This is a genomic window from Mycobacterium sp. BMJ-28 (assembly GCF_054404835.1).
Window position 1 is genome coordinate 3,990,827 of record NZ_CM136783.1, and the last position, 21,243, is coordinate 4,012,069.

22 protein-coding genes are annotated in these 21,243 nt (G+C 68.1%); 9 read left to right on the plus strand and 13 right to left on the minus strand.

Translation table 11 applies throughout. The features are described 5' to 3' along the window. Positions 1-4: 4 nt before the first annotated feature. Positions 5-520: an HTH-type transcriptional regulator AldR gene (gene aldR / locus ACXPWS_RS19830; RefSeq protein ID WP_458708293.1), complete on the minus strand. Its 516-nt coding sequence runs from the start codon at positions 518-520 to the stop codon at positions 5-7. A 106-nt stretch (positions 521-626) separates the two neighbouring features. Here aldR and ald point away from each other — a divergent pair, with 106 nt between their 5' ends. Next, positions 627-1,742 carry an alanine dehydrogenase gene (gene ald, locus ACXPWS_RS19835; protein ID WP_458708294.1) on the plus strand — a complete coding sequence of 372 codons (1,116 nt, stop codon included), beginning with the start codon at positions 627-629 and terminating at the stop codon, positions 1,740-1,742. A 52-nt stretch (positions 1,743-1,794) separates the two neighbouring features. Here ald and bla read toward each other — a convergent pair whose 3' ends face one another. The 6 genes from bla to ACXPWS_RS19865 form a co-directional block, all read right to left on the minus strand. After that, positions 1,795-2,697 carry a class A beta-lactamase gene (gene bla, locus ACXPWS_RS19840; protein ID WP_458708295.1) on the minus strand — a complete coding sequence of 301 codons (903 nt, stop codon included), beginning with the start codon at positions 2,695-2,697 and terminating at the stop codon, positions 1,795-1,797. Between the two features lie 17 nt (positions 2,698-2,714). Continuing rightward, positions 2,715-4,058 carry a M16 family metallopeptidase gene (locus ACXPWS_RS19845; protein WP_458708296.1) on the minus strand — a complete coding sequence of 448 codons (1,344 nt, stop codon included), beginning with the start codon at positions 4,056-4,058 and terminating at the stop codon, positions 2,715-2,717. Then, a complete protein-coding gene (locus ACXPWS_RS19850) occupies positions 4,036-6,303 on the minus strand; it encodes a polyribonucleotide nucleotidyltransferase (RefSeq protein WP_458708297.1) in 2,268 nt (755 codons plus the stop codon). Before ACXPWS_RS19850 ends, ACXPWS_RS19845 begins: the two co-directional genes overlap by 23 nt. Positions 6,304-6,574: 271 nt before the next feature. Next, entirely contained in the window at positions 6,575-7,069 is a 495-nt protein-coding gene (lppU, locus tag ACXPWS_RS19855; RefSeq protein WP_458713613.1) for an LppU family putative lipoprotein, read from the minus strand. Next, positions 7,066-7,335, minus strand: a complete 270-nt coding sequence (rpsO, locus tag ACXPWS_RS19860; RefSeq protein ID WP_024454057.1) for a 30S ribosomal protein S15 — start codon at positions 7,333-7,335, stop codon at positions 7,066-7,068. The genes lppU and rpsO overlap by 4 nt, the downstream gene beginning before the upstream one ends. A 97-nt stretch (positions 7,336-7,432) precedes the next feature. Then, positions 7,433-8,407, minus strand: a complete 975-nt coding sequence (locus ACXPWS_RS19865) for a bifunctional riboflavin kinase/FAD synthetase (protein WP_458708298.1) — start codon at positions 8,405-8,407, stop codon at positions 7,433-7,435. An 80-nt stretch (positions 8,408-8,487) separates the two neighbouring features. Here ACXPWS_RS19865 and mntR point away from each other — a divergent pair, with 80 nt between their 5' ends. After that, complete coding sequence (gene mntR, locus ACXPWS_RS19870) at positions 8,488-9,183, plus strand: manganese-binding transcriptional regulator MntR (protein WP_458708299.1); 696 nt, start codon at positions 8,488-8,490, stop codon at positions 9,181-9,183. 7 nt (positions 9,184-9,190) lie between these two features. Here mntR and ACXPWS_RS19875 read toward each other — a convergent pair whose 3' ends face one another. From ACXPWS_RS19875 to ACXPWS_RS19890, 4 genes are all read right to left on the minus strand, one after another. Further along, the gene (locus ACXPWS_RS19875) at positions 9,191-9,808 is read right to left on the minus strand and encodes a type II toxin-antitoxin system Rv0910 family toxin (RefSeq protein ID WP_458708300.1); all 618 of its coding nucleotides are present in this window, start codon (positions 9,806-9,808) and stop codon (positions 9,191-9,193) included. Positions 9,809-9,943: 135 nt separating this feature from the next. Beyond that, positions 9,944-10,828, minus strand: coding sequence for a tRNA pseudouridine(55) synthase TruB (gene truB, locus ACXPWS_RS19880; protein ID WP_458708301.1), 885 nt, complete (start codon positions 10,826-10,828; stop codon positions 9,944-9,946). After that, a complete protein-coding gene (pptT, locus tag ACXPWS_RS19885; RefSeq protein WP_458713614.1) occupies positions 10,825-11,505 on the minus strand; it encodes a 4'-phosphopantetheinyl transferase PptT in 681 nt (226 codons plus the stop codon). Before pptT ends, truB begins: the two co-directional genes overlap by 4 nt. Beyond that, a complete protein-coding gene (locus tag ACXPWS_RS19890) occupies positions 11,502-12,464 on the minus strand; it encodes a metallophosphoesterase family protein (protein ID WP_458708302.1) in 963 nt (320 codons plus the stop codon). Before ACXPWS_RS19890 ends, pptT begins: the two co-directional genes overlap by 4 nt. A gap of 164 nt (positions 12,465-12,628) precedes the next feature. On the opposite strand from ACXPWS_RS19890, the gene ACXPWS_RS19895 reads away from it, so the two are divergent. Further along, positions 12,629-13,201: a DUF3558 domain-containing protein gene (locus ACXPWS_RS19895; protein WP_458708303.1), complete on the plus strand. Its 573-nt coding sequence runs from the start codon at positions 12,629-12,631 to the stop codon at positions 13,199-13,201. A 29-nt stretch (positions 13,202-13,230) separates the two neighbouring features. Then, entirely contained in the window at positions 13,231-14,883 is a 1,653-nt protein-coding gene (locus ACXPWS_RS19900; RefSeq protein WP_458708304.1) for a CocE/NonD family hydrolase, read from the plus strand. Here ACXPWS_RS19900 and ACXPWS_RS19905 read toward each other — a convergent pair. Both ACXPWS_RS19905 and ACXPWS_RS19910 read right to left on the minus strand, forming a co-directional pair. Next, positions 14,872-15,429: a DUF1802 family protein gene (locus tag ACXPWS_RS19905; RefSeq protein ID WP_458708305.1), complete on the minus strand. Its 558-nt coding sequence runs from the start codon at positions 15,427-15,429 to the stop codon at positions 14,872-14,874. The genes ACXPWS_RS19900 and ACXPWS_RS19905 overlap by 12 nt on opposite strands. Further along, positions 15,426-15,692 carry a DUF2277 family protein gene (locus tag ACXPWS_RS19910; RefSeq protein ID WP_458708306.1) on the minus strand — a complete coding sequence of 89 codons (267 nt, stop codon included), beginning with the start codon at positions 15,690-15,692 and terminating at the stop codon, positions 15,426-15,428. Before ACXPWS_RS19910 ends, ACXPWS_RS19905 begins: the two co-directional genes overlap by 4 nt. Before the next feature lie 23 nt (positions 15,693-15,715). Here ACXPWS_RS19910 and ACXPWS_RS19915 point away from each other — a divergent pair, with 23 nt between their 5' ends. The 5 genes from ACXPWS_RS19915 (at position 15,716) to ACXPWS_RS19935 (ending at position 21,242) form a co-directional block, all read left to right on the plus strand. After that, a complete protein-coding gene (locus ACXPWS_RS19915) occupies positions 15,716-16,477 on the plus strand; it encodes an enoyl-CoA hydratase (RefSeq protein WP_458708307.1) in 762 nt (253 codons plus the stop codon). A 98-nt stretch (positions 16,478-16,575) separates the two neighbouring features. Beyond that, complete coding sequence (locus tag ACXPWS_RS19920; protein ID WP_458708308.1) at positions 16,576-17,574, plus strand: substrate-binding domain-containing protein; 999 nt, start codon at positions 16,576-16,578, stop codon at positions 17,572-17,574. A 45-nt stretch (positions 17,575-17,619) separates the two neighbouring features. Beyond that, entirely contained in the window at positions 17,620-18,708 is a 1,089-nt protein-coding gene (locus ACXPWS_RS19925) for a galactitol-1-phosphate 5-dehydrogenase (protein ID WP_458708309.1), read from the plus strand. A gap of 3 nt (positions 18,709-18,711) precedes the next feature. Beyond that, entirely contained in the window at positions 18,712-20,268 is a 1,557-nt protein-coding gene (locus ACXPWS_RS19930) for an FGGY family carbohydrate kinase (protein WP_458708310.1), read from the plus strand. Continuing rightward, a complete protein-coding gene (locus ACXPWS_RS19935) occupies positions 20,268-21,242 on the plus strand; it encodes a sugar-binding transcriptional regulator (RefSeq protein ID WP_458708311.1) in 975 nt (324 codons plus the stop codon). The genes ACXPWS_RS19930 and ACXPWS_RS19935 overlap by 1 nt, the downstream gene beginning before the upstream one ends. The last annotated feature ends 1 nt before the right edge of the window (position 21,243 follow it).

A 21,243-nucleotide genomic window follows, 5' to 3' on the forward strand; every position in this document is an offset into this window, starting at 1 on the left:
GCGCTCACAGCGGTGACGCGCCACGCAGATGCTCGAAGATCAGCGAGGTCTGGGTACCGGCCACGTCGGCGTCGGCGTTGAGGTTCTCCACCACGAAGGCGCGCAGGTCGTCGGTGTCCCGGGCGGCCACATGCAGGATGAAATCCTCACCGCCCGCCAAGAAGTACACATCCATCACCTGCGGGCGCTTGCGGATCTGGGCGATGAAGTCGCGGATCCGGCCACGTGCGTGGGATTGCAGGCTCACCGAGATCATCGCCTGCAGGGCCAGGCCCACCGCGGCCGGATCGATATCGGTGTAGAAGCCGCGGATCACCCCGACGTCCTGCAGGCGGCGCAGGCGACCGTGACAGGTCGACGGCGCGATGCCGACGGCCTCGGCGAGGGCACTGTTGGAGATGCGGGCGTCGTCGTGCAGGGCCAGCAGCATGCGCCGGTCGATGTCGTCGAGTTCAGCGGGCCGAACATCCTTCGGTCCGGGGGCCGGACGCGCGCGTGGCGGTGTCGATTGTTCAGGCATCCCGCGATCGTAGCGAATTACCATCAGAATCATTGCTCATGAACCGAAGGTTCTTCACAATTAGTGACAGCATCCACCGAATCCACCGGTCCACACAGGAGCAGAAATGCGCGTCGGCATCCCGACAGAGATCAAGAACAACGAGTTCCGCGTCGCCATCACCCCGGCCGGGGTGGCCGAGCTGACCCGCCGCGGCCACGACGTGCTCATCCAGGCCGGCGCCGGCGAAGGCTCGGCGCTGTCCGACAGTGACTACAAGGCCGTCGGCGCCCAGATCGTCGCCACCGCCGATCAGGTGTGGGCCGAGGCCGATCTGCTGCTGAAGGTCAAGGAACCCATCGAGGCCGAGTACGGCCGGCTGCGCAAGGGCCAGACCCTGTTCACCTACCTGCACCTGGCCGCGTCCAGGCCGTGCACCGATGCCCTGCTGGCCTCGGGTACCACCTCGATCGCGTACGAGACCGTGCAGACCGCCGATGGCGCCCTTCCGCTGCTGGCCCCGATGAGTGAGGTCGCAGGCCGGCTGGCCGCCCAGGTGGGTGCCTATCACCTGATGCGCACCCAGGGCGGTCGCGGCGTCCTGATGGGCGGCGTCCCCGGCGTCGCGCCGGCCAAGGTCGTGGTCATCGGCGGCGGTATGGCCGGCGACAACGCCGCCGCGGTGGCCTGGGGCATGGGAGCCCATGTCACCGTCTTCGACCTCAACGTCAACACGCTGCGCAAGATCGACGCCGAGTACGGCGGCGCCATCGAGACCCGGTACTCGTCCAGCCTGGACCTCGAAGACGCGGTCAAGCAGGCCGACCTGGTGATCGGTGCGGTGCTGGTGCCCGGCGCCAAGGCGCCCAAGCTGGTCACCAATGCGACTGTCGCGCACATGAAGTCGGGTGCGGTGCTGGTCGACATCGCGATCGACCAGGGCGGCTGCTTCGAGGATTCGCGGCCCACCACCCACGACGACCCGACCTTCGCGGTGCACGACACCGTGTTCTACTGCGTGGCCAACATGCCCGGCGCGGTGCCGCGCACCTCGACCTTCGCGCTGACCAACGCCACCATGCCCTACGTGCTCAAACTGGCCGACAAGGGCTGGCGCGCGGCGTGTGCCGGGGACCCGGCGCTGGCCAAGGGCCTGTCCACCCACGAAGGCGCGCTGCTGTCCGAGCAGGTGGCCCTGGACCTGGGCCTGCCGTCCACCGCACCCGAGACCGTCCTGGCGTAAGCCAGTCCCCCACCATCGCCCGGCTGGAACTTCCGGCCGGGCGATGTGTATTTCAAGGCAGGTTCGGGCTCAGCAGGTGCGGCACGACCAGCGTCGTGAGCTCACCGATCAACGGCCGCAACGCCTGCGCCTTCGGATCATCGGTGGCCGACCGCGTCATGACCGCCAGCAGCAACCGCTGGCCGTCGGGCCCATAGGCGATACCGACGTCGTTGGTGCTGCCGTAGTCGCCGCTGCCGGTCTTGTCCGCCGTGGTCCAGTCGGCGGGCAGACCGGGACGCACGCTCGACGTCTGGTTCGCCCGCATCCAATCGTCGAGCAGTTGGCGCTGGGGCGGATCGAGCGCATCACCTGCCAGCAGCGCGCGGTATCCGCCGGCCAGCGCCGCCGGGGTGCTGGTGTCCCGCGGGTCACCGGGAATCGCCGAGTTCAGCTCCGTCTCCCAGCGGTCCAGCCGGGTGCGTTCGTCACCGATGCTGCGGGCGTACGCCGTGATTTCCGACGGACCGCCGAGCCGTTTGAGCAGCAGGTTCGCCGCGGTGTTGTCACTGCGCTGCAATGCGGCCTGGCACAGTTCGGCCAACGTCATCGAGGTGCCCGCCCTGGGTCCGCTCACCGGGGAGTTCGCGACGACATGGGACGGGTCGACGAATTCGGTGGCATCCAGCGATAGTTCACCGTGCCCGACCTGCTCGAGCACCCGGCCCGCGGCGTAGGCCTTGAACGTGGAACACATCGCGAACGACTCGTCGGCCCGATGTTCCAGCGGCGCACCCGATTCGAGGTTGACCGCCCATAGTCCGACCCGCGCGTTGTGGCGTCGCTCCAGCGCGCCGATCCGCTCGTCGAGCGCAGCCACCGGTGGCGCAGGCTCGGCCAGCGCAGGTCCCGCGGCACCCGCCGCCGCGGCAAGCGTCAGACCACCGATCAGGACAGTTCGTCGGGACAATCGCATGTTCCCGACTCTACCGATCAGCCGGCGATCTGCCGGAGACGTTGCGGTAGTGAGCGTTTCGTCTTGTGCGGGCCCAGCACTGCGGCACCGAGCGGTCTGGCCAGCAGATTTCGGGCCACCGTGTTCACCTCGTCGAGGGTCACGGCGTCGATCTGCTCCAGCGTCTGCGCGATGGTGCGGTGTGCACCATGGTTGAGCTCACTACGGCCCATCCGGTGCATCCGCGAACCCGAATCCTCCAGACCCAGCACCAGCCCGCCGCGCAACGAACCCTTGGCGATCCGGCATTCGGCCTCGGTGATGCCGTCCCGGGCCACGTCGGCGAACACATCGGTGGCCAATCGCACCACCTCGTCGAAGCGTTCGGGCAGGCATGCCGCGTACACCGACAGCGCACCGGCGTCGGCGAACGTGTCGATGGTCGAGTACACCGAGTACGCCAGTCCCCGGGTCTCCCGGATCTGCTGGAACAGACGGGAACTCAATCCGCCGCCGAGCGCACTGTTGAGCACCGACAGCGCCCACCGATGTTCCCAGTACCGTCCGGGCGTGCGCACCCCGGCCAGCACGTGGCTCTGCTCGGAGTCGCGGTTGACCACCAGCAGACCCGGTTGCCCCGGTACCCGCCCGGCGCCTTTGCGATGGGCGACCGGGCTGCGGCCGGCCACCAGGTGCGGACCGAAGTACTCACGGGCAAGGGCGACGACATGCTTGTGTTCGATATTGCCCGCCACCGCGAGCACCATGCGCTCCGGGGTGTACCGGCGGACATGGAAGGAATGCAGCTGCGCGCGGGTCATCGACTCGATGGACTCCGTGCTGCCGATCACCGGACGGCCGATCGGATGATCGCCGAACATCGCCGACAGGAAGACGTCCCCGAGGGTGTCCTCCGGGTCGTCGTCGCGCATCGCGATCTCTTCCAGCACGACATCGCGCTCGACTTCGACATCCTCCGCGGCGCAGCGGCCGCGCAGCACCACGTCGGCCACCAGGTCCACCGCGAGCTCCAGATCGGTGTCCAGCACGTGCGCGTAGTAGCAGGTGTGCTCGCGGGCGGTGAAGGCGTTGAGCTCGCCACCCACCGCGTCCACCGACTGCGCGATGTCGACCGCAGAGCGGGTCGGCGTCGACTTGAACAGCAGGTGTTCCAGGAAGTGCGCGGCGCCGGCCACCGAGGGCCCCTCGTCGCGCGATCCGACACCGACCCACACCCCGACCGACGCGGAATGCACCGACGGGATGAACTCGGTGACCACCCGCAACCCCCCGGGCAGTGCGGTGACCCGCACTGCCTCGGAGGTGTCTTCGCCGCCGGTACCGCGGCGCAATGCGGGTTTAGGCGTCAGCGGTCGCGGCATCGGTATCCGCGGGCGCGGGAGCGTCGGCGGGTGCCTCGGCGGCCTCGTCTTCGGCAACCAGCACCAGCGAGATCTTGCCGCGGTTGTCGATATCGGCGATCTCGACGCGCAGCTTGTCGCCGACCTTGACCACGTCCTCGACCTTGGCGATCCGCTTGCCGCGGCCCAGCTTGCTGATGTGCACCAGCCCGTCGCGACCCGGCAGCAGCGACACGAAGGCGCCGAAGTCGGTGGTCTTGACGACCGTGCCGAGGAACCGCTCGCCGACCTTGGGCAGCTGCGGGTTGGCGATCGCGTTGATCATGTCGATCGCGGCCTGCGCGGACTCGCCGTTGGAGGCGCCGACGAAGACCGTGCCGTCGTCCTCGATGGAGATCGACGCACCCGTCTGCTCGGTGATCGAGTTGATCATCTTGCCCTTGGGCCCGATCACCTCACCGATCTTGTCGACCGGCACCTTGATCGTGGTGATGCGCGGCGCGTACGGGCTCATCTCGTCGGGCTCGTCGATGGCCTCGGCCATCACCTCCAGGATGGTGATACGCGCGTCCTTGGCCTGGGCCAGCGCACCGGCCAGCACCTTGGACGGGATGCCGTCGAGCTTCGTGTCCAGCTGCAACGCGGTGACGAAGTCCTTGGTGCCTGCGCACTTGAAGTCCATGTCGCCGAACGCATCCTCGGCGCCCAGGATGTCGGTCAAGGTGACGTAGCGGGTCTCCCCATCCACGTCATCAGAGACCAGACCCATGGCGATACCGGCAACCGGGGCCTTCAGCGGCACACCGGCGTTCAGCAGTGACAGCGTCGAGGCGCAGACCGAGCCCATCGAGGTAGAACCGTTGGAGCTCAACGCTTCCGACACCTGGCGGATGGCGTAGGGGAACTCCTCGACGCTCGGCAGCACCGGCATCAGGGCCCGCTCGGCCAGCGCGCCGTGACCGATCTCGCGGCGCTTGGGCGAACCGACCCGGCCGGTCTCACCGGTCGAGTACGGCGGGAAGTTGTAATGGTGCATGTAGCGCTTCGACGTCTCGGGTCCCAGCGAGTCGATCTGCTGGGCCATCTTGACCATGTCGAGGGTGGTGACGCCCATGATCTGGGTCTCGCCGCGCTCGAACAGTGCGCTGCCGTGCGCCCGCGGAATGATGGCGACCTCGGCGGACAGAGCGCGGATATCGGTGACGCCACGGCCGTCGATGCGGAAGTGATCGGTCAGGATGCGCTGGCGCACAAGCTTCTTGGTCAGCGATCGGTAAGCGGCACCGATCTCCTTCTCCCGACCGGCGAACTGATCGGTGAGGCGCTCGAGCACCTCACCCTTGATCTCGTCGGTGCGCTCGTCGCGCTCGGCCTTGCCTGCGATGGTCAGCGCCTGCGACAGCGCCTCGGTGGCCACCGCGGAGACCTGGGCGTAGACGTCGTCCTGGTAATCGGGGAACAGCGGGTACTCCGCGGTCTCCTTACCGGCGGCCGCGTGCAGTTCTTCCTGCGCGGTGCACAGCGCGGCGATGAACGGCTTGGCGGCCTCCAGGCCCTCGGCCACCACGGCCTCGGTGGGGGCGCCCGCGCCACCGGCGACGAGATCGATGACGTTGTCGGTCGCCTCGGCCTCGACCATCATGATCGCGACGTCGTCACCTGCCTTGCGGCCCGCGACGACCATGTCGAACACGGCGGTCTCGAGCTGGTCGACGGTCGGGAACGCCACCCACTGGCCGGCCTTGTTCTCCTCGGTGGAGATCAGCGCGACGCGCACGCCGCCGACCGGGCCGGAGAACGGCAGGCCGGAGATCTGCGTGGACGCCGACGCGGCGTTGATGGCGAGCACGTCGTACAGATCCTTGGGATCCAGGCTCAGGATGGTGACGACGACCTGGATCTCGTTGCGCAGGCCGGACACGAAGGTCGGGCGCAGCGGCCGGTCGATCAGACGACAGGTGAGGATCGCGTCGGTGGACGGGCGGCCCTCACGGCGGAAGAACGAGCCGGGGATACGGCCCGCGGCGTACATCCGCTCCTCGACATCGATGGTCAGCGGGAAGAAGTCGAAATGGTCTTTCGGGGACTTGCTGGCCGTGGTCGCGCTCAGCAGCATGGTCTCGTCGTCGAGGTAGGCGACGACGGCACCGGCGGCCTGCTGGGCCAGCCGGCCGGTCTCGAAGCGGATGGTGCGGGTGCCGAAGCTCCCGTTGTCGATGACGGCGGTGGATTCAAACACGCCTTCGTCGGTTTCAACTGCAGACATATGTGTCCGTACAGCCTCTCTTGCTCGGGTATTCAACTGTTTCGCGCGCCAGCGAAATCAGGTCCCGTCCCGGATGCGGCTACGGCCGTCGATCGAAGCGGCCGGGAGGAACTCCCGGCAGCCACTACCGAAGACCGTCCGATCCCTCGGACGGCGGTGACGCGCAGGAACGGTGCGCGCGGAAACACGCGAACCGCACCAAGTCTCGAGGCACAGTGGCCTAAAACACCCCCATGTTACACCGGGACGAAATCGCGACTGGCACGCCCTGTCAAGAGACGTCCTCGACGCACACGGTGAACTCACGTTGGTCGTACGGGTAACCCACTCCGCTGCCGCACTGATCGACATTGGAGACGCCCCGCATGATCTGGGTGGCACGCTGGCGATGCGGCTGCGCGGTGTCGCCACAGTCCACCCGGACAGGATCGCGTCCGTGGTCCGGGTCGATGCTCATGCAACCGCCGGCCACCCAGTCGATGTCCATGCAGATGGTGCTGCCGCCGTCGCCGAACGTGCTGTGCATGGAGTAGTACGAGTCGACGTCGGAGGGACACTGGTCGCCGGTGGCGACGGTGGCGACCACCTTGTAATTCGACGCCGCGCTTCCACACTGGGCCTTGATGGCCTCCGGGCGGTCCGGAGGACCCCCCACTTTGAGACAGTCACCGGCCCGTAGATCCGCGGCCGCAGCCGACGAACAGCCGGTGGCCAGTCCCCCCAGCAGAGCGAACGCGGCCAGCACGGCCGCGGACCCCGGTGTCAGCGACGCAGGCCGAGGCGCTCGATCAGCGACCGGTAGCGCTCGACGTCGACCTGAGCAACGTACTTGAGCAACCGGCGCCGACGGCCCACCAGCAGCAGCAGCCCCCGCCGCGAGTGGTGGTCGTGCTTGTGCAGCTTGAGGTGTTCGGTGAGGTCGGAGATCCGCTTGGTCAGCAGGGCCACCTGAGCTTCCGGCGAACCGGTGTCGGTGTCATGCAGGCCGTACTGGCCGAGGATTTCTTTTTTCTGTTCGGCAGTGAGCGCCACGAAAACAACTCCATCAAATAGGTCCGCGAGGAACATCTAAAGCGCGGCCGCCGCGAACTGCAGCACACGCTGGGTCGCCGGGAAGTTTAGCAGCACCTCACTGCGCAGCGAGAATCGTGCGGGCACGGGCGGTATCGCCCTGCATGGCGACCACCAGATCATCGATGGAGTCGAACTTCTCCTGACCGCGGATGCGCGCCACGAAGTCGACCGCCACATGCTGGCCGTACAGGTCGGCCTCGGTGTCCAACACGAACGCCTCGACCGTGCGGGTGCGGCCGGAGAAGGTCGGGTTGGTGCCCACCGACACCGCGGCCTGATAGCGCTGCCCGGGGGTGACGGTGCCGACCACCGGGCCGTGGCCGAGCACGGTGAACCAGGCCGCATAGACACCGTCGGCCGGGATGGCCGAGTGCATGGGCGGCGCGACATTGGCGGTCGGGAAGCCGAGTACCCGGCCGCGCCCGTCGCCGCGCACCACCACGCCCTCCACCCGGTGGGGCCGGCCCAGCGCCTCCGCGGCCGCCACCACGTCACCGGCATCGACGCAGGAGCGGATGTAGGTCGACGAGAACGTCACGCTCTCCTCGCGATGATGCTCGGCCACCAGAGACATCCCTTCGACGGCGAAACCGAACCGCTCACCCGCCTTGCGAAGCAGATTGACGTTGCCCGCCGCCTTCTTGCCGAATGTGAAGTTCTCCCCCACCACGACCTCGACGACATGCAGGCTTTCCACCAGCAGCTCGTGGATATAGCGCTCCGGGGTCAGTTTCATGAAGTCCGCGGTGAACGGCATCACCAGGAAGACGTCGACACCGGTTTCCTCCACCAGCTCGGCGCGCCGGGTCAGGGTGGTCAGCTGTGCCGGATGGCTGCCGGGGAACACCACTTCCATCGGATGCGGGTCGAAGGTCATGAGTACGGTCGGCACGCCGCGCGAGCGGCCCGATTTGACCGCGTGATTGATCAGTTCGGCGTGTCCCCGATGGACGCCGTCGAACACGCCGATCGTGACGACACATCGGCCCCAGTCCGTGGGGATGTCTTCCCGGCCCCGCCACCGTTGCACAGCGCAAGCCTACGGCGCGGGCGCGCGGGCGTCTGCGCTGGATCCCCGGATCAGGTGAAGATTGCCTAAACTTCTTCAGTGTGAGTCCCAACGGCAACCCGCAAGACCTGACGACGGTTGCGCAGGACTACCTGAAAGTCATCTGGACCGCACAGGAGTGGTCCAGGGAGAAGGTGAGCACCAAATTGCTCGCCGAACGGATCGGCGTGTCGGCCAGCACGGCGTCGGAATCGATTCGCAAACTCGCCGACCAGGGTCTTGTCGACCACGAGAAGTACGGCGCGGTCACGCTGACCGCGGCCGGGCGGCGCGCTGCGCTGGCGATGGTCCGCCGGCACCGGCTGATGGAGACGTTCCTGGTGCGCGAGCTCGGCTACGGCTGGGACGAGGTGCACGACGAAGCCGAGATCCTCGAACACGCGGTCTCGGACCGGATGCTGGACCGGATCGACGCGAAGCTGGGTTACCCCACCCGGGATCCGCACGGCGATCCGATCCCGGCCGCCGACGGCATGGTGCCGACACCGCCGGCCCGCCAGCTGTCGGACTGCAACGACGGTGACACCGGGACGGTCGCACGCATCTCCGACGCCGATCCCGAGATGCTGCGTTATTTCGATACGGTGGGCATCAGCCTGGACTCGCGGTTACGGGTGCTGGCCCGGCGCGATTTCGCCGGCATGATCTCGGTCGGCATCGAATCCCACGACGGCGGCGCGGACGGCACCGTCGATTTGGGAAGCCCTGCAGCGCAAGCGATCTGGGTGGTCCCCTGAGGTCCGATCAGCGGACCGCGTGCACCAGCCGCAACTGCGGCCGGGCTGCGGCCTCGCGGGCCTGGGCCGCCTGCGCCTGGACATCCAGGCTCAGCAGGCTCTCGACCAGCTGACGCACACCGTCGGCCTCGACGGTGTCCAGTATCGCCGGGCTGATCAGAGCGCCGCTGAACTGTCCGCTCACCGTGATCCAGGATCCCGAACCCGCGGGCGAGACACGGAACATCAGCCGCACCGACAACCCTTCGAGTCCGGTGGCCGCCAATTCGATCCGGGCGCCGTCTTCGATGTTCTCGACCACCCAGTCCAGGGTGCTGGTGACGCCGAGCATGCTCAGGGTGGCACTCAGCCGCGTCCCGACCTTCAGCGCGGCGGGCGGCTCGGTAACCCAGGTGTCGTGGACCGCGAACCACTGGTCCCAGGTGCGGGGATCGGTGAGTACCTGCCACACCACCGCCGGGGATGCGGTCAGGTGCTGGGAGGCGTCGATGTGTCCGATCGCCACCTCGCGTTCGCGGTGGGAGAAGATCCGCGCGCCATCGCGTCTGGGCGCCGCACGCCGTCCACCCGTGCCCGCCTCGACGGTGTATCCGAACCACTCGGCGGGATAGGCAAGCAGCTGCATGGTCATATCTGTAACAACGCAACCCGCACGACCGCGGTTCCCATGAATTCTTGTGGTCCTGGTCTCGAATCGATCACGAAGCAGAAATGACCACACACCGCCGGACCAGTGCGGTAGGTGGGGCCGGTGGTGAGGTCACAAGGTGGCCGGGCGCAGCACGACGACGGATTTGGTGCGCGACGGGCCGTCTTGCAGCAGCGCGATCACCCTCCCGTCGGGGGCCGTGGCCGCGTACAGCCCGTCGATACCCGCCGGGGGCAGTGGCCGCCCGTGGCCGGCGTCGATGGCCTGCTCCTCGGTGAGATCGCGGCGGCCGAACCCCAACAGGCACGCCTCGTCCAGGGTGTAGGACAAGCGCGCGGCCTCGGCCAGTTCGTCGAGGGTGCGGGCTTCGTCGAGTCCGTAACGGCCGACCCTGGTGCGCCGCAGCGCGGTCAGATGCCCGCCGACCCCCAGCGCGGCCCCGGCGTCACGGGCCAGCGCCCGGATGTAGGTACCCGAGGAGCAGTCCACCTCGACGTCGACATCGACGAAGTCGTCGCACCGACGCGCCGCCAGCACGTCGAAGCGGTGGATGCGCACCGGGCGGGCAGCCAGTTCGACGGCCTGCCCCTCACGGGCCAGCTTGTACGCCCGCTGTCCCCCGACCTTGATGGCGCTGACCGCCGACGGCACCTGGTCGATATCGCCGCGCAGACCCGCCACCGCCGCCTCGATCTGCGCATCGGTCAGATGCGCAGCGGAAACATCCTGCAGCACTTCGCCTTCGGCATCATCGGTGGAAGTCGTCCGGCCGAGCCGGATCGTCGCGGCGTAGGACTTGTCGGTGGTGATCAGCAGTCCGAGGATCTTGGTGGCCCGCTCGATACCCACCACCAGCACGCCGGTGGCCATCGGGTCGAGCGTCCCGGCATGTCCCACTTTGCGGGTGCCGAACAGTCGCCGGCAGCGGCCCACCACGTCGTGACTGGTGAGGCCGGCGGGTTTGTCGACGATCACCAGACCGGGATCGGTGCTCACAGCGTGATCGCCGTCAGCACAATCGACTTCGCACCACCGCCGGAAGCCACCGACCAGCGACCGGCCAGCGCCGTCAGGGGCGGGCCCGACTCGGCGGCCGGATCGATCAGGATCCTGGACTCGAAGGTGCCGGCCACACCGGAGGGATCGGGTGTCAACGTGATGTGTGCGTCCTCGAACCCGAGCCAGCGGTGCGTCAGCGGGAACCACGCCTTGTAGGTGGCTTCCTTGGCGCAGAACAGAATCCGGTCCCAGTGCAGTCCACCCGGCAGCGCGCCGAGTGCGACACGTTCGGCAGGCAGGCTGATCGCGTCCAGCACACCCTTGGGCAGCACGTCGTGCGGTTCGGCGTCGATCCCCAGCGAGCGCACGTCGCCGCTGCGGCCGACCACCGCCCCGCGGAACCCGTCGCAGTGCGTCAAACTGCCGACCACGCCGTCGGGCCAGCACGGTTCACCCTTGTCACCCTTGAGAATCGGCACCGGCGCCACCCCCAACCGGCCGAGTGCCTGCCGCGCGCAGTACCGCACGGTGACGAACTCGTTGCGGCGCTTGGCCACCGAACGCGCAACCAGCGGCTCCTCCTCCGGCAGCGGCATCAGACCCGGCGGGTCGTCGTAGGTTTCGGCCGACACCACGATCTCGGGCAGCACCGCGCTCAACAGTCCCACCGTCAGTACCCCCGCCGCGCTTTGACCCGCTCCTGCATCTTCTGTGCGTTGTCGCGCATCTCGGCGGTGATCTCGAAGTGACCGCCGAACTCGTTGAGATAACCCGGGGTGTATTTCGGGTCGGGCAGGATCTGGCGTAGCCATCGATACGGCTTGCGGCGCCGCCATTCCCGCGGATAACCGACCGAGACCTCCTCGAACCGCACACCGTCGTACCAGGTGGTGCGCGGGATGTGCAGGTGGCCGTAGACCGAGCAGATGGCGTTGTACCGGGTGTGCCAGTCGGCGGTGGCGGTGGTGCCGCACCACAGCGCGAACTCGGGATAGAACATCGCGTCGCACGGTTCGCGCACCAGCGGGAAATGGTTGACCAGCACGGTCGGGTTCATCCAGTCCAGCTCTTCCAGCCGCTTGCGCGTCTTGGCCACCCGGTCCCGGCACCAGGCATCGCGGGTGGCGAAGGGCTCGGCGGACAGCAGGAATTCGTCGGTGCCGACCACGTTGCGTTCCCGGGCCACGGCGAGGCCTTCGGCCTTGGTCGCGGTGCCCTCCGGCAGGAACGTGTAGTCGTAGAGCAGGAACATCGGCACGATGGTGGCCGGGCCGCCCTCCTCGTTCCACACCGGGAAGGGATGCTCCGGGGTGACGATGCCCATCTCGTCACACATGGTCACCAGGTAGTCGTACCGGGACTGCCCGAATATCTGCATCGGGTCCTTGTTGGTGGTCCACAGCTCGTGGTTGCCGGGCACCCAGATCACCTTGGCGAACCGTTTGCGCAGCAGATCCAGCGCCCAGCGGATCTCGTCGGTGCGTTCACCGACATCACCGGCGACGATCAGCCAGTCCTCCGGGGAGGACGGGTAGAGCGATTCGGTGACCGGCTTGTTTCCGGTGTGACCGGTGTGCAGGTCGCTGATGGCCCACAACACCGGCCGGCGCTGATCTCGTGACGTCTCGGACACAACGGTCCAGCCTACTTGCGGTGCCACGGTGCCACGGCACGAGCAACTAGAACCTGTTCTTGTTTCCTGTCCTGGCGGCGGTTCGGTCCTTGTACACTCCCCCGCAGTGCTTGAGTGGGGCTCACGAGAGTCCTGTGACGTCCTGAGATGTACGAGGGAGTGTGATGGCCGCCAAACTGCGTCTGCTGTCGGCGCTGTGTGCGCTTGTGGCGGCGGTGATCGTGGTGTGGCAGGCCAACCCGGCCGGCGCTCCGATGCAGGTCCGCGCCGCCGACATGCCGTTGACCAATGTGTCCACCACCATCAAGTGGCCGGTCATCGAGACCACCGACCCGTCCCCGTTCGACCCGTGCCGCGACATCCCGCTCGATGTCGTGCAGCGCCTCGGGCTGGCGTTCACGCCGCCCACCCCCGAGGACGGCCTGCGCTGCCATTACGACGCCGGCAACTACCAGATGGCCGTCGAGGCGTTCGTCTGGCGGACCTTCGAGCAGAGCCTGCCCGCCGACGCCATCGAGCTCAACATCGGCGGCCACCGGGCCGCCCAGTTCTGGATCATGAAGCCCACCGACTGGAACGACCGGTGGTGGATCACCTGCATGATCGCGTTCAAGACCAGCTATGGCGTGCTCCAGCAGTCGATGTTCTACTCGCCGATCGAATCACCGGACCGACCGGACTGCCTGCAGACCAATCTGCAGCGCGCCAACGAACTGGTCCCGTATTACAAATTCTGACCCGCGAATCCGCCGGTAGTGTTTGTTAGGTGAGCTCCAAAATATCCCGGGTGGCCCGCCGGGTCCTTGGCCGCGCGCTGCATCTTCCGCCTCCGACCTGCGATTACGCGGTGCACCGGGCGGTCCCGGTACCCATGCGCGACGGGGTGGAACTGCTCGCCGACCACTATCGGCCGCTGACCGCCACGCCGGCGGGCACCCTGCTGGTGCGTGCGCCGTACGGCCGGCGGTTCCCGTTCACCGTCCTGTTCGCAGGTATCTACGCCACCCGCGGTTACCACGTCGTATTCCAAAGCGTGCGTGGCACGTTCGGGTCGGGCGGCGATTTCGTCCCGATGGTCAACGAGGTCTCCGACGGCGCCGACACGGCGGCCTGGTTGCGTGAACAACCCTGGTTCACCGGGACGTTCGCCACCATCGGACTGTCCTATCTGGGCTTCACCCAGTGGGCGCTGCTCACCGACCCACCGCCGGAACTGGTCGCCGCGGTGATCAGCGTCGGCCCACACGATTTCGCCCGCTCCTCGTGGGGCACCGGCTCCTTCTCACTCAACGACTTCCTCGGCTGGAGCCATATGGTGTCCCGGCAGGAGGACCCGAACCTGATGCGGGCGGTCGTGCGGCAGGCCCGGGCGGGCCGGCGGGTGGAGGCCGCGACGATGGACCTGCCGGTCGGCGCGGCCGGGCGCCGACTGCTCGGCGACGGTGCCCCCTGGTACGAGTCCTGGTTGCAGCCGCCCGACGAGGACCCCGAGCCGTGGGCCAGACTGGCCGTGACCGAGGCGCTGGACCGGGTGGACATCCCGGTTCTGTTGATCAGCGGCTGGCAGGACCTGTTCCTGGATCAGACGCTGGACCAATACCGGCGGCTGCGCGAGCGCAGCGTCCCCACCGCGCTGACCGTCGGCTCCTGGACCCACACCCAGGTGATGCAGAAGGGGGCATCCGTTGTCGTGCGCGAGACGCTGGACTGGCTGGGCACCCATCTGGCGGGCCGGCCAGGCGCATCGCGAAGCCCGGTGCGGGTGCACATCAACGGCGGCGCCCCAGGGGACGGCTGGGTCGATCTGCCGGACTGGCCGCCCGCCACCGCGCACCACTCGCTGTACCTGCAGGCCGCCGGCGCCCTGACCGACACACCGGGTCACGGCGGGCTGACCTCGACGTTCACCTATCACCCGGCCCATCCCACCCCGACCATCGGCGGCCGGCTGCTCTCCGTGGCGGGCGGCTACCGCGACGACACCGCACTGGCCACCCGGGCCGATGTACTCACCTTCACCGGCCCGCCGCTGGACGCGGATGTGTACTCGGTGGGCGTCCCGGTGATCGAGTTGGCACACCACAGCGACAACCCGCATCACGACGTGTTGGTCCGGGTCAGCGAGGTCGACGACACCGGCCGCTCGCACAATGTCACAGATGGATTCCGCAGGTACACAAGCAATTCCGAGGACACCGTGCGCATCGAACTGGACGCGATTGCGCACCGGTTCGGCGCGGGGTCCCGGATCCGGGTGATGGTGGCCGGCGGTTCACATCCCCGGTTCGCCCGCAATCTGGGCACCGGCGAACCCACCGAAACCGGTCAGACCCTGCGTCCGGCCACCCACACCCTGACCCACGACGGGCGCTCCCGGCTGATCCTGCCCGCGGGTGACGCCCCACCATCAGCCGACTGAGTCGCGCACCCGGTCCGCGACCGCGGCCAGGGTGTCGCCGTCGTGCACCGGCGGGCCGAAGGTCGGTTGTGCGGGCAACTGCACCCAGCTCGCGCAGCCCCCGTAGGCGGGCACCCTGGGCAGCCGGACCGGCCGCACCAGTGGGTGCGCCTGCAGCACCAGCACCGTCAACCGGTGCCTGGGCCGGAAATCCAATCGGTCGGCCCGCACCGATTCCGCGGTCCAGATGTGCAGATCGGCGATGGCGTCGATGGCCTCGGGGCGGATCACCTCGACCGCGGCCACCACGGTGGCCCCGGCCCGCAACACCACGGCCTCCTCGGTGCTGTCCTGCCCGGCGTCCAGCAGATCGTGGTGTTCGGCGCGCACCCGCTCGGCGTGGCTGTGCGCAATCGTCGGGAACAACAAGAAGGGCGCCGCCGCCTCCCCCGGCCCCAGCGAGAACCGCTTCTCGTGGATACCGCCTTTGCGCAGCAGAATGGTCTGGCGGCCGTCCAGCAGCGCCCACACCGCCGCGCTCCACTCTTTGAGCGCGGGTGAATTCACTTGGCCGCCAGGCGGGCCCGCACCTCGGGCCGGCGCAGCGGCGGGATGGTCTTGGGCGGCTGACGCCGTGGCGGCAACTGCTCGAGCAACCGGGTGGTGATCTCGGTGACCTCCGCAACGGCCGCCTCGAACGCCTCTTCATTGGCCGCGGTGGGCCGGGTGATACCGCTGACCTTGCGGATGAACTGGCGCGATGCCGCCTCGATCTCCTCGGCGGTGGCAGCCGGTTCCAGACCGCGCAACTCGGTGATGTTTCGGCACATGCCTCCACGATAGGTTCAACCGCATGACTTCTCCCGACGTTCTGCTCGTCGACACCACCGACCGGATCCGGACCCTCACGTACAACCGCCCGCAGGCGCGCAACGCGCTGTCGGCCGAGCTGCGCACCACGTTCTACGCCGCGCTGCGCGCCGCCGAGGCCGACGACGACGTCGACGTGGTGATCCTGACCGGTGCCGATCCGGTGTTTTGCGCGGGCCTGGACCTCAAGGAGCTCGGCGACACCACCGAACTGCCCGACATCTCCCCCAAGTGGCCGCCGCTGACCAAACCCGTCATCGGGGCGATCAACGGCGCCGCGGTCACCGGCGGCCTGGAGATGGCGCTGTACTGCGACATCCTCATCGCCTCCGAGCACGCGCGTTTCGCCGATACGCACGCGCGCGTCGGCCTGCTCCCCACCTGGGGTCTTTCGGTGCGCCTCCCGCAGAAGGTCGGCGTGGGCCTGGCCCGGCGAATGAGCTTGACCGGCGACTACCTCTCGGCCACCGACGCGCTGCGGGCCGGCCTGGTCACCGAGGTGGTACCGCATGAGGATCTGCTGCCCGCCGCCCGCAGGATCGCCGCTGCGATCGTCGGCAACAATCAGAAAGCCGTTCGCGCCCTTCTGGATTCGTATCACCGCATCGACGCCGAGCAGACCCAGGCCGGACTCTGGATCGAGGCCGAGTCGGCCCGGGCCTGGATGGCCGACACTTCCGGCGACGATATCGCTGCCAATCGGGCGTCGGTGTTCGAACGGGGACGCGCACAGGTCCGGCCGTAACCTCTGCTCATATGAGCAAAAACATGCGCATCTGTTGACGTCGTCACTTTGCGCTTCCTAACGTGATGGCCGTCACGCGGCACACGTTAGGAGTTGCAATGAGACTGGCAAGGGTTGTGGCGGGATTGTCGATCGCCGCCACGATGGCGATCGGATCCACCGCCTGCACGATGCCCGGCGACAAGGGCGCCACCGGCGGCAACGCGGCAGGCGACGGACCCGTGAAGATCGGGTTCAGCCAGGCGACTCAGCAGAGCCCGTTCTACGTCGCCCTCACCGACGCGGCCAAGCAGGCCGCCGAACGGGACGGCAACCAGTTGTTCTTCGCCGACGCCAACGGCGATGTCACCAAGCAGAACAACGACGTCCAGGACCTCATCACCCGCGGCATCAACGTCCTGGTGATCAACCCCGTCGACCCCAAGGGCATCGCGCCCTCGATCGCCGCCGCATCCGCGGCCGGCATCAAGGTGGTCACCGTCGACCGTCCCGTCCAGAGCGGCGCGGCCGCGTTCGTGGGACGCGACAACAAGGCGATGGGCCAGACGGTCGGCGAGGCGGCCGTGGCCGCACTCGGCGCCGCGGGCGGCAAGATCATCGAGATCCAGGGCGATGCCGGCGGCGCTGTCGCCCGCGATCGGCATGACGGTTTCGCCGCAGCAGTGGCCGGCCACCCGAACATCACCGTGATCGACGGCCCGTACAGCAATTACATCCGGTCCACCGCGGTCACCGCGATGCAGGACCTGTTGCAGGCGCACCCCGACGTCAAGGCGGTATACGCCCAGAACGACGACATGGCACTGGGTGCGCTGCAGGTGCTCGACGAGAACAACCGCCGCGACGTCCTGGTGTTCGGCGTCGACGGGCTGATGGAGGCCGTCCGCGCCATCGCCGACGGCAAGCAGTACGTGGCCACCGCACTCAACGATCCCAACATCGAGGGACAACTGGCGGTGCAGACCGCCGTCAAGGTGGCCAAGGGTCAGTCGGTACCCGAATTCATCGATGCCGGAACGGGTTTGGTCGACAAGACGAACGCCGCGGCACTCGTCGGCGACAGCACCTTCGCCAAGGCGCCCGCCCCACCGGCCTGACCCGCAACGACTTTCGCCACCTCGACGCTCAGGAGACGCACACCCATGACCACCGAAGCACCCACCCGCGACCTGGCCGGTGCCCACGCCATCCCCCAGACGATGACCGCCGCGGTGATGCACGCACCCGGCGATATCCGGGTGCAGGACGTCGCGGTACCCAGCCCAGGGCCCGGACAGGTTCTGCTCAAGGTCGCGGCCTGCGGGGTCTGCGGATCGGACATCCCACGGATGCTGCGCAACGGCGGCTACGTCATGCCGATCATCTGCGGCCACGAATTCTCCGGCTGGATCGCCGAACTCGGGTCCGGGGTCACCGGCTTCCACATCGGCGAACTCGTCTCGGTGCCCCCGCTCATCCCGTGCCGCGCGTGCGATTTCTGCCTCAAAGGTGCGTTCGGGCTGTGCGAGAACTACGACTACTTCGGTAGCCGCTGCGACGGCGCCTACGCGCAGTACGTGGTGTCACCGGTGGGCAACCTGCTGAAGATGCCCCCGGGCATCGACCCGCGAGCCGCCGCCATGATCGACCCGGCCGCCATCGCGCTGCACGGACTGTGGAAGACCGGACTGCGCGCCGGTCACCGCGTGCTGGTCATCGGCGCAGGGCCGATCGGCCTTTTCGCGGTCCAGTGGGCACGGCTGCACGGGGCCACCGAAGTCGTCACCGTCGACCTGAGTGAGGAGAAAGCCGCGATGGCCAGGGAAGCCGGCGCCACGGCCGCGGTCCAGGACGCCGAGGAAGCCCGGGCCCTGGGCGGGCGCGGGTTCGACATCGTGCTGGAGTCCGCCGGCGTGCCCGCCACCGCCGATATGGCGGCCAATCTGACCGGACCACATGGACACGCCGTGTTCATCGGCATCCCGCACGCCCCGGTCCCGCTGGGCAAGGACACCTTCAACCAGTTCATGCGGTTGGAGGCCAGCCTGCACGGGTCCTGGAATTCGTTCTCCGCCCCGTTCCCCGGCGACGAGTGGCGCACCTCGGCGCAGCTGATGTCCACCGGACAATTGAAATGGGAATTCATGATCACCCATGAACTTCCGCTGTCCGCGCTACCGCAGACCATGCACCAACTCGGCGAACGGTCGATCTTCTCGTCGAAGGTGCTGTTCCTGCCCAACGAGGACTGATCCATGGGAATTCTGCTGTCGATCGACCTGGGAACCGAAGGCGCCCGGGTGGGCGCCTTCACCGAAGACGGGCAGGTGCTGGGCGAGGCGCACCGGACCTATCCGACCCGATTTCCCAGACCGGGCTGGGCGGAACAAGATCCACGGGATTGGTGGCAGGCCATCACGGCGGCCACCCGCGAACTGTTGAGCACCGACGAGTGCCGGCGCGCCGGTGATGTCGTCGCGATCGCAGCGGCCACCACGGCATCCACCGTGGCTGTCGTGGACGCCGCCGGCGCGCCGCTGCGACCTGCCATCCTGTGGATGGACTGCCGCAGCAGCGCCGAATCCGAGCGCACCGCCAAAATGGCGGCAGAATTCCCGGTGCTGGACTGGTCGGGCGGCTCGGATGCCGCGGAATGGCTTGTGCCCAAGGCGATGTGGCTGCGGAGCAACGACCCGGACAGCTATCGCCGGGCCGACCGGATCGTCGAAGCGGTGGACTACGTCACCTTCCGCCTCACCGGGCAGTGGGTGGGCTCGCAGATGAACGCGGTGTGCAAGTACAACTACGACACCATCGGGCGGCGGTTCCCCACCGAGTTGTACGCCGCACTGGGCATCGACGACCTGGCAGCGAAGCTGCCCGACCGCATCGTCGAGGTCGGTGGCGTGGCAGGGACCGTGTCTGCGGCGGCCGCAGCCGATCTCGGTATCTCCGGCCGTCCCGTGGTGGCGGTCGGTGGGATCGATGCGCACGTCTCATTGCTGTCCTGCGGCGACGAACTGGACGGCCTGGTGTCCCTCGTGTCGGGCACCTCCTCGGCGATCATCGCCGAGGTCGACGATCCCACCGACACCCACGAGATCTGGGGGCCGTACCCGCACGCCCTGCACCAGGGCAAATGGCTGGTGGAAGGGGGGCAGGTCACCAGTGGCTCGGTGCTCAAGTGGACCGGCGAGTCGATCATGGGAGTGCCCCGCGCCGAGCTGCCGGGGCTGATCGAGGAGGCCACCGCGGTGGACCCGGCGCGGCACGGCCTGCGCGCACTGGACTATTTCATGGGCAACCGCACGCCCTATCGCGACGCCAGACTGCGCGGCGCCGTCATCGGACTCTCGCTCGGGACGACGAAGGCCGAACTCTACCGCGCCATGGTCGAAGCGGTGGCCTGCGGCACCCGCGCCGTGATCGACTCCTTCGAACTCGCAGGGGTGTCCTGCCGGCGCCTGGTCTTCTCGGGCGGCATCGAACGAAACCCGTTGTGGCAGCAGGTCACCGTGGACGTCCTGGGCCGCCCGGCCGAGTTCGTCGTCGGAGCGAACCTGACACTGCGGGCGTGTGCGGCCATCGCGGCCACCGGTGCCGGGGTGACCCGATCGCTGGTGCAAGGATCCCGGTTGTTCGCCCCCAAGGTGCGGGTGCTCGAACCGGACCGGCAACGGGTTCCGGTGTACCAGCACACGTATGCCGACTACCGACGCCTCACGGCGATGCTGCAACAGTTCATGCAGGACAGCGCCCGCCCGTCCGCGGGAACTCCCGCGGTATCCGCGCCCATCGAGATGACCCGCTGATGCCCGCACCGGACGACAGAAGCCACTCCGAACTCCTGCTGCACGTCGCGCAGTGTTATTACGAGCATGGGCGGACTCAGGAGGACATCGGCCATGAGCTGCACCTGACCCGATGGAAGGTGGGCCGGCTGCTCGACGAGGCCCGCGACGTCGGCATCGTGCAGATCAAGATCGTGCACCCACAGGCTCGGCGCGCCCACCTCGAGGTTGCCCTGCGCAGCGAATTCGGGCTGCGCGATTGCATCGTGGTCCCCGGGCCCGAGACACCGGACTCCGATCACCACATCGCCGCCGCCGCCGTCGGTTACCTCAAGGCCAACGCCTCGTGGATCACCACCCTGGCGGTGTCGTGGGGAAACACCCTGCAGCACATCGCCGCTGTGCTGCCGGCAGGATGGACCAGCGGCATCGAGGTGATCCAGGCCAACGGCGGAGTCAGCCGATCGGTGCGTCCCACCACCGCGGCGAACATCGCCACCGGCATCGCCCACAGCGGCAACGGCCGGGCCACCCTGCTGCCGGTCCCCGCGATCGTCGAGCGGATCGAGACCCGCGACGCGCTGTACACCGAGGGATTCGTCGTCGACGTCCTCAGCGGCGCACGCCGGGCCGACGCCCTGCTGTTCTCACTGGGCGCCCTCGGGCCACGCTCGGTGCTGGTGGAATCCGGCGCCGTCACCGCCGAGGAGCTGGGTGAACTGGAGCGCCGCGGCGCGTGCGGTGACGTGCTGGCGCATTACATCACCGATACCGGCACCATCGCCCACCCCGGAATCGACAGCCGCACTGTCGGACTCGGGCTCGATGACGTCAGGAACGCTCATTGTGCGATCGCCGTCGCGGCGGGCCACCACAAGGTACCCGTGGTGCACGCCGCGCTACGCAGCAACCTGTGCGCCGTACTGATCACCGACGAACCCACCGCGACAAGCGTTCTCGAGCGACAACGCACCGCCGCGGCGATGGAGGCGTGAC

Excerpts from the sequence above, each read along its gene's own strand:
- ACXPWS_RS19850 (WP_458708297.1), bottom strand. The coding sequence starts at position 6,303 with ATGTCTGCAGTTGAAACCGACGAAGGCGTGTTTGAATCCACCGCCGTC.
- aldR (WP_458708293.1), bottom strand. The coding sequence starts at position 520 with ATGCCTGAACAATCGACACCGCCACGCGCGCGTCCGGCCCCCGGACCG.
- ACXPWS_RS19920 (WP_458708308.1), top strand. The coding sequence starts at position 16,576 with ATGAGACTGGCAAGGGTTGTGGCGGGATTGTCGATCGCCGCCACGATG.
- ACXPWS_RS19910 (WP_458708306.1), bottom strand. The coding sequence starts at position 15,692 with ATGTGCCGAAACATCACCGAGTTGCGCGGTCTGGAACCGGCTGCCACC.
- ACXPWS_RS19845 (WP_458708296.1), bottom strand. The coding sequence starts at position 4,058 with ATGCCGCGACCGCTGACGCCTAAACCCGCATTGCGCCGCGGTACCGGC.
- ACXPWS_RS19915 (WP_458708307.1), top strand. The coding sequence starts at position 15,716 with ATGACTTCTCCCGACGTTCTGCTCGTCGACACCACCGACCGGATCCGG.
- ACXPWS_RS19930 (WP_458708310.1), top strand. The coding sequence starts at position 18,712 with ATGGGAATTCTGCTGTCGATCGACCTGGGAACCGAAGGCGCCCGGGTG.
- ACXPWS_RS19875 (WP_458708300.1), bottom strand. The coding sequence starts at position 9,808 with ATGCAGCTGCTTGCCTATCCCGCCGAGTGGTTCGGATACACCGTCGAG.
- ACXPWS_RS19935 (WP_458708311.1), top strand. The coding sequence starts at position 20,268 with ATGCCCGCACCGGACGACAGAAGCCACTCCGAACTCCTGCTGCACGTC.
- ald (WP_458708294.1), top strand. The coding sequence starts at position 627 with ATGCGCGTCGGCATCCCGACAGAGATCAAGAACAACGAGTTCCGCGTC.
- bla (WP_458708295.1), bottom strand. The coding sequence starts at position 2,697 with ATGCGATTGTCCCGACGAACTGTCCTGATCGGTGGTCTGACGCTTGCC.
- ACXPWS_RS19925 (WP_458708309.1), top strand. The coding sequence starts at position 17,620 with ATGACCACCGAAGCACCCACCCGCGACCTGGCCGGTGCCCACGCCATC.
- ACXPWS_RS19895 (WP_458708303.1), top strand. The coding sequence starts at position 12,629 with ATGGCCGCCAAACTGCGTCTGCTGTCGGCGCTGTGTGCGCTTGTGGCG.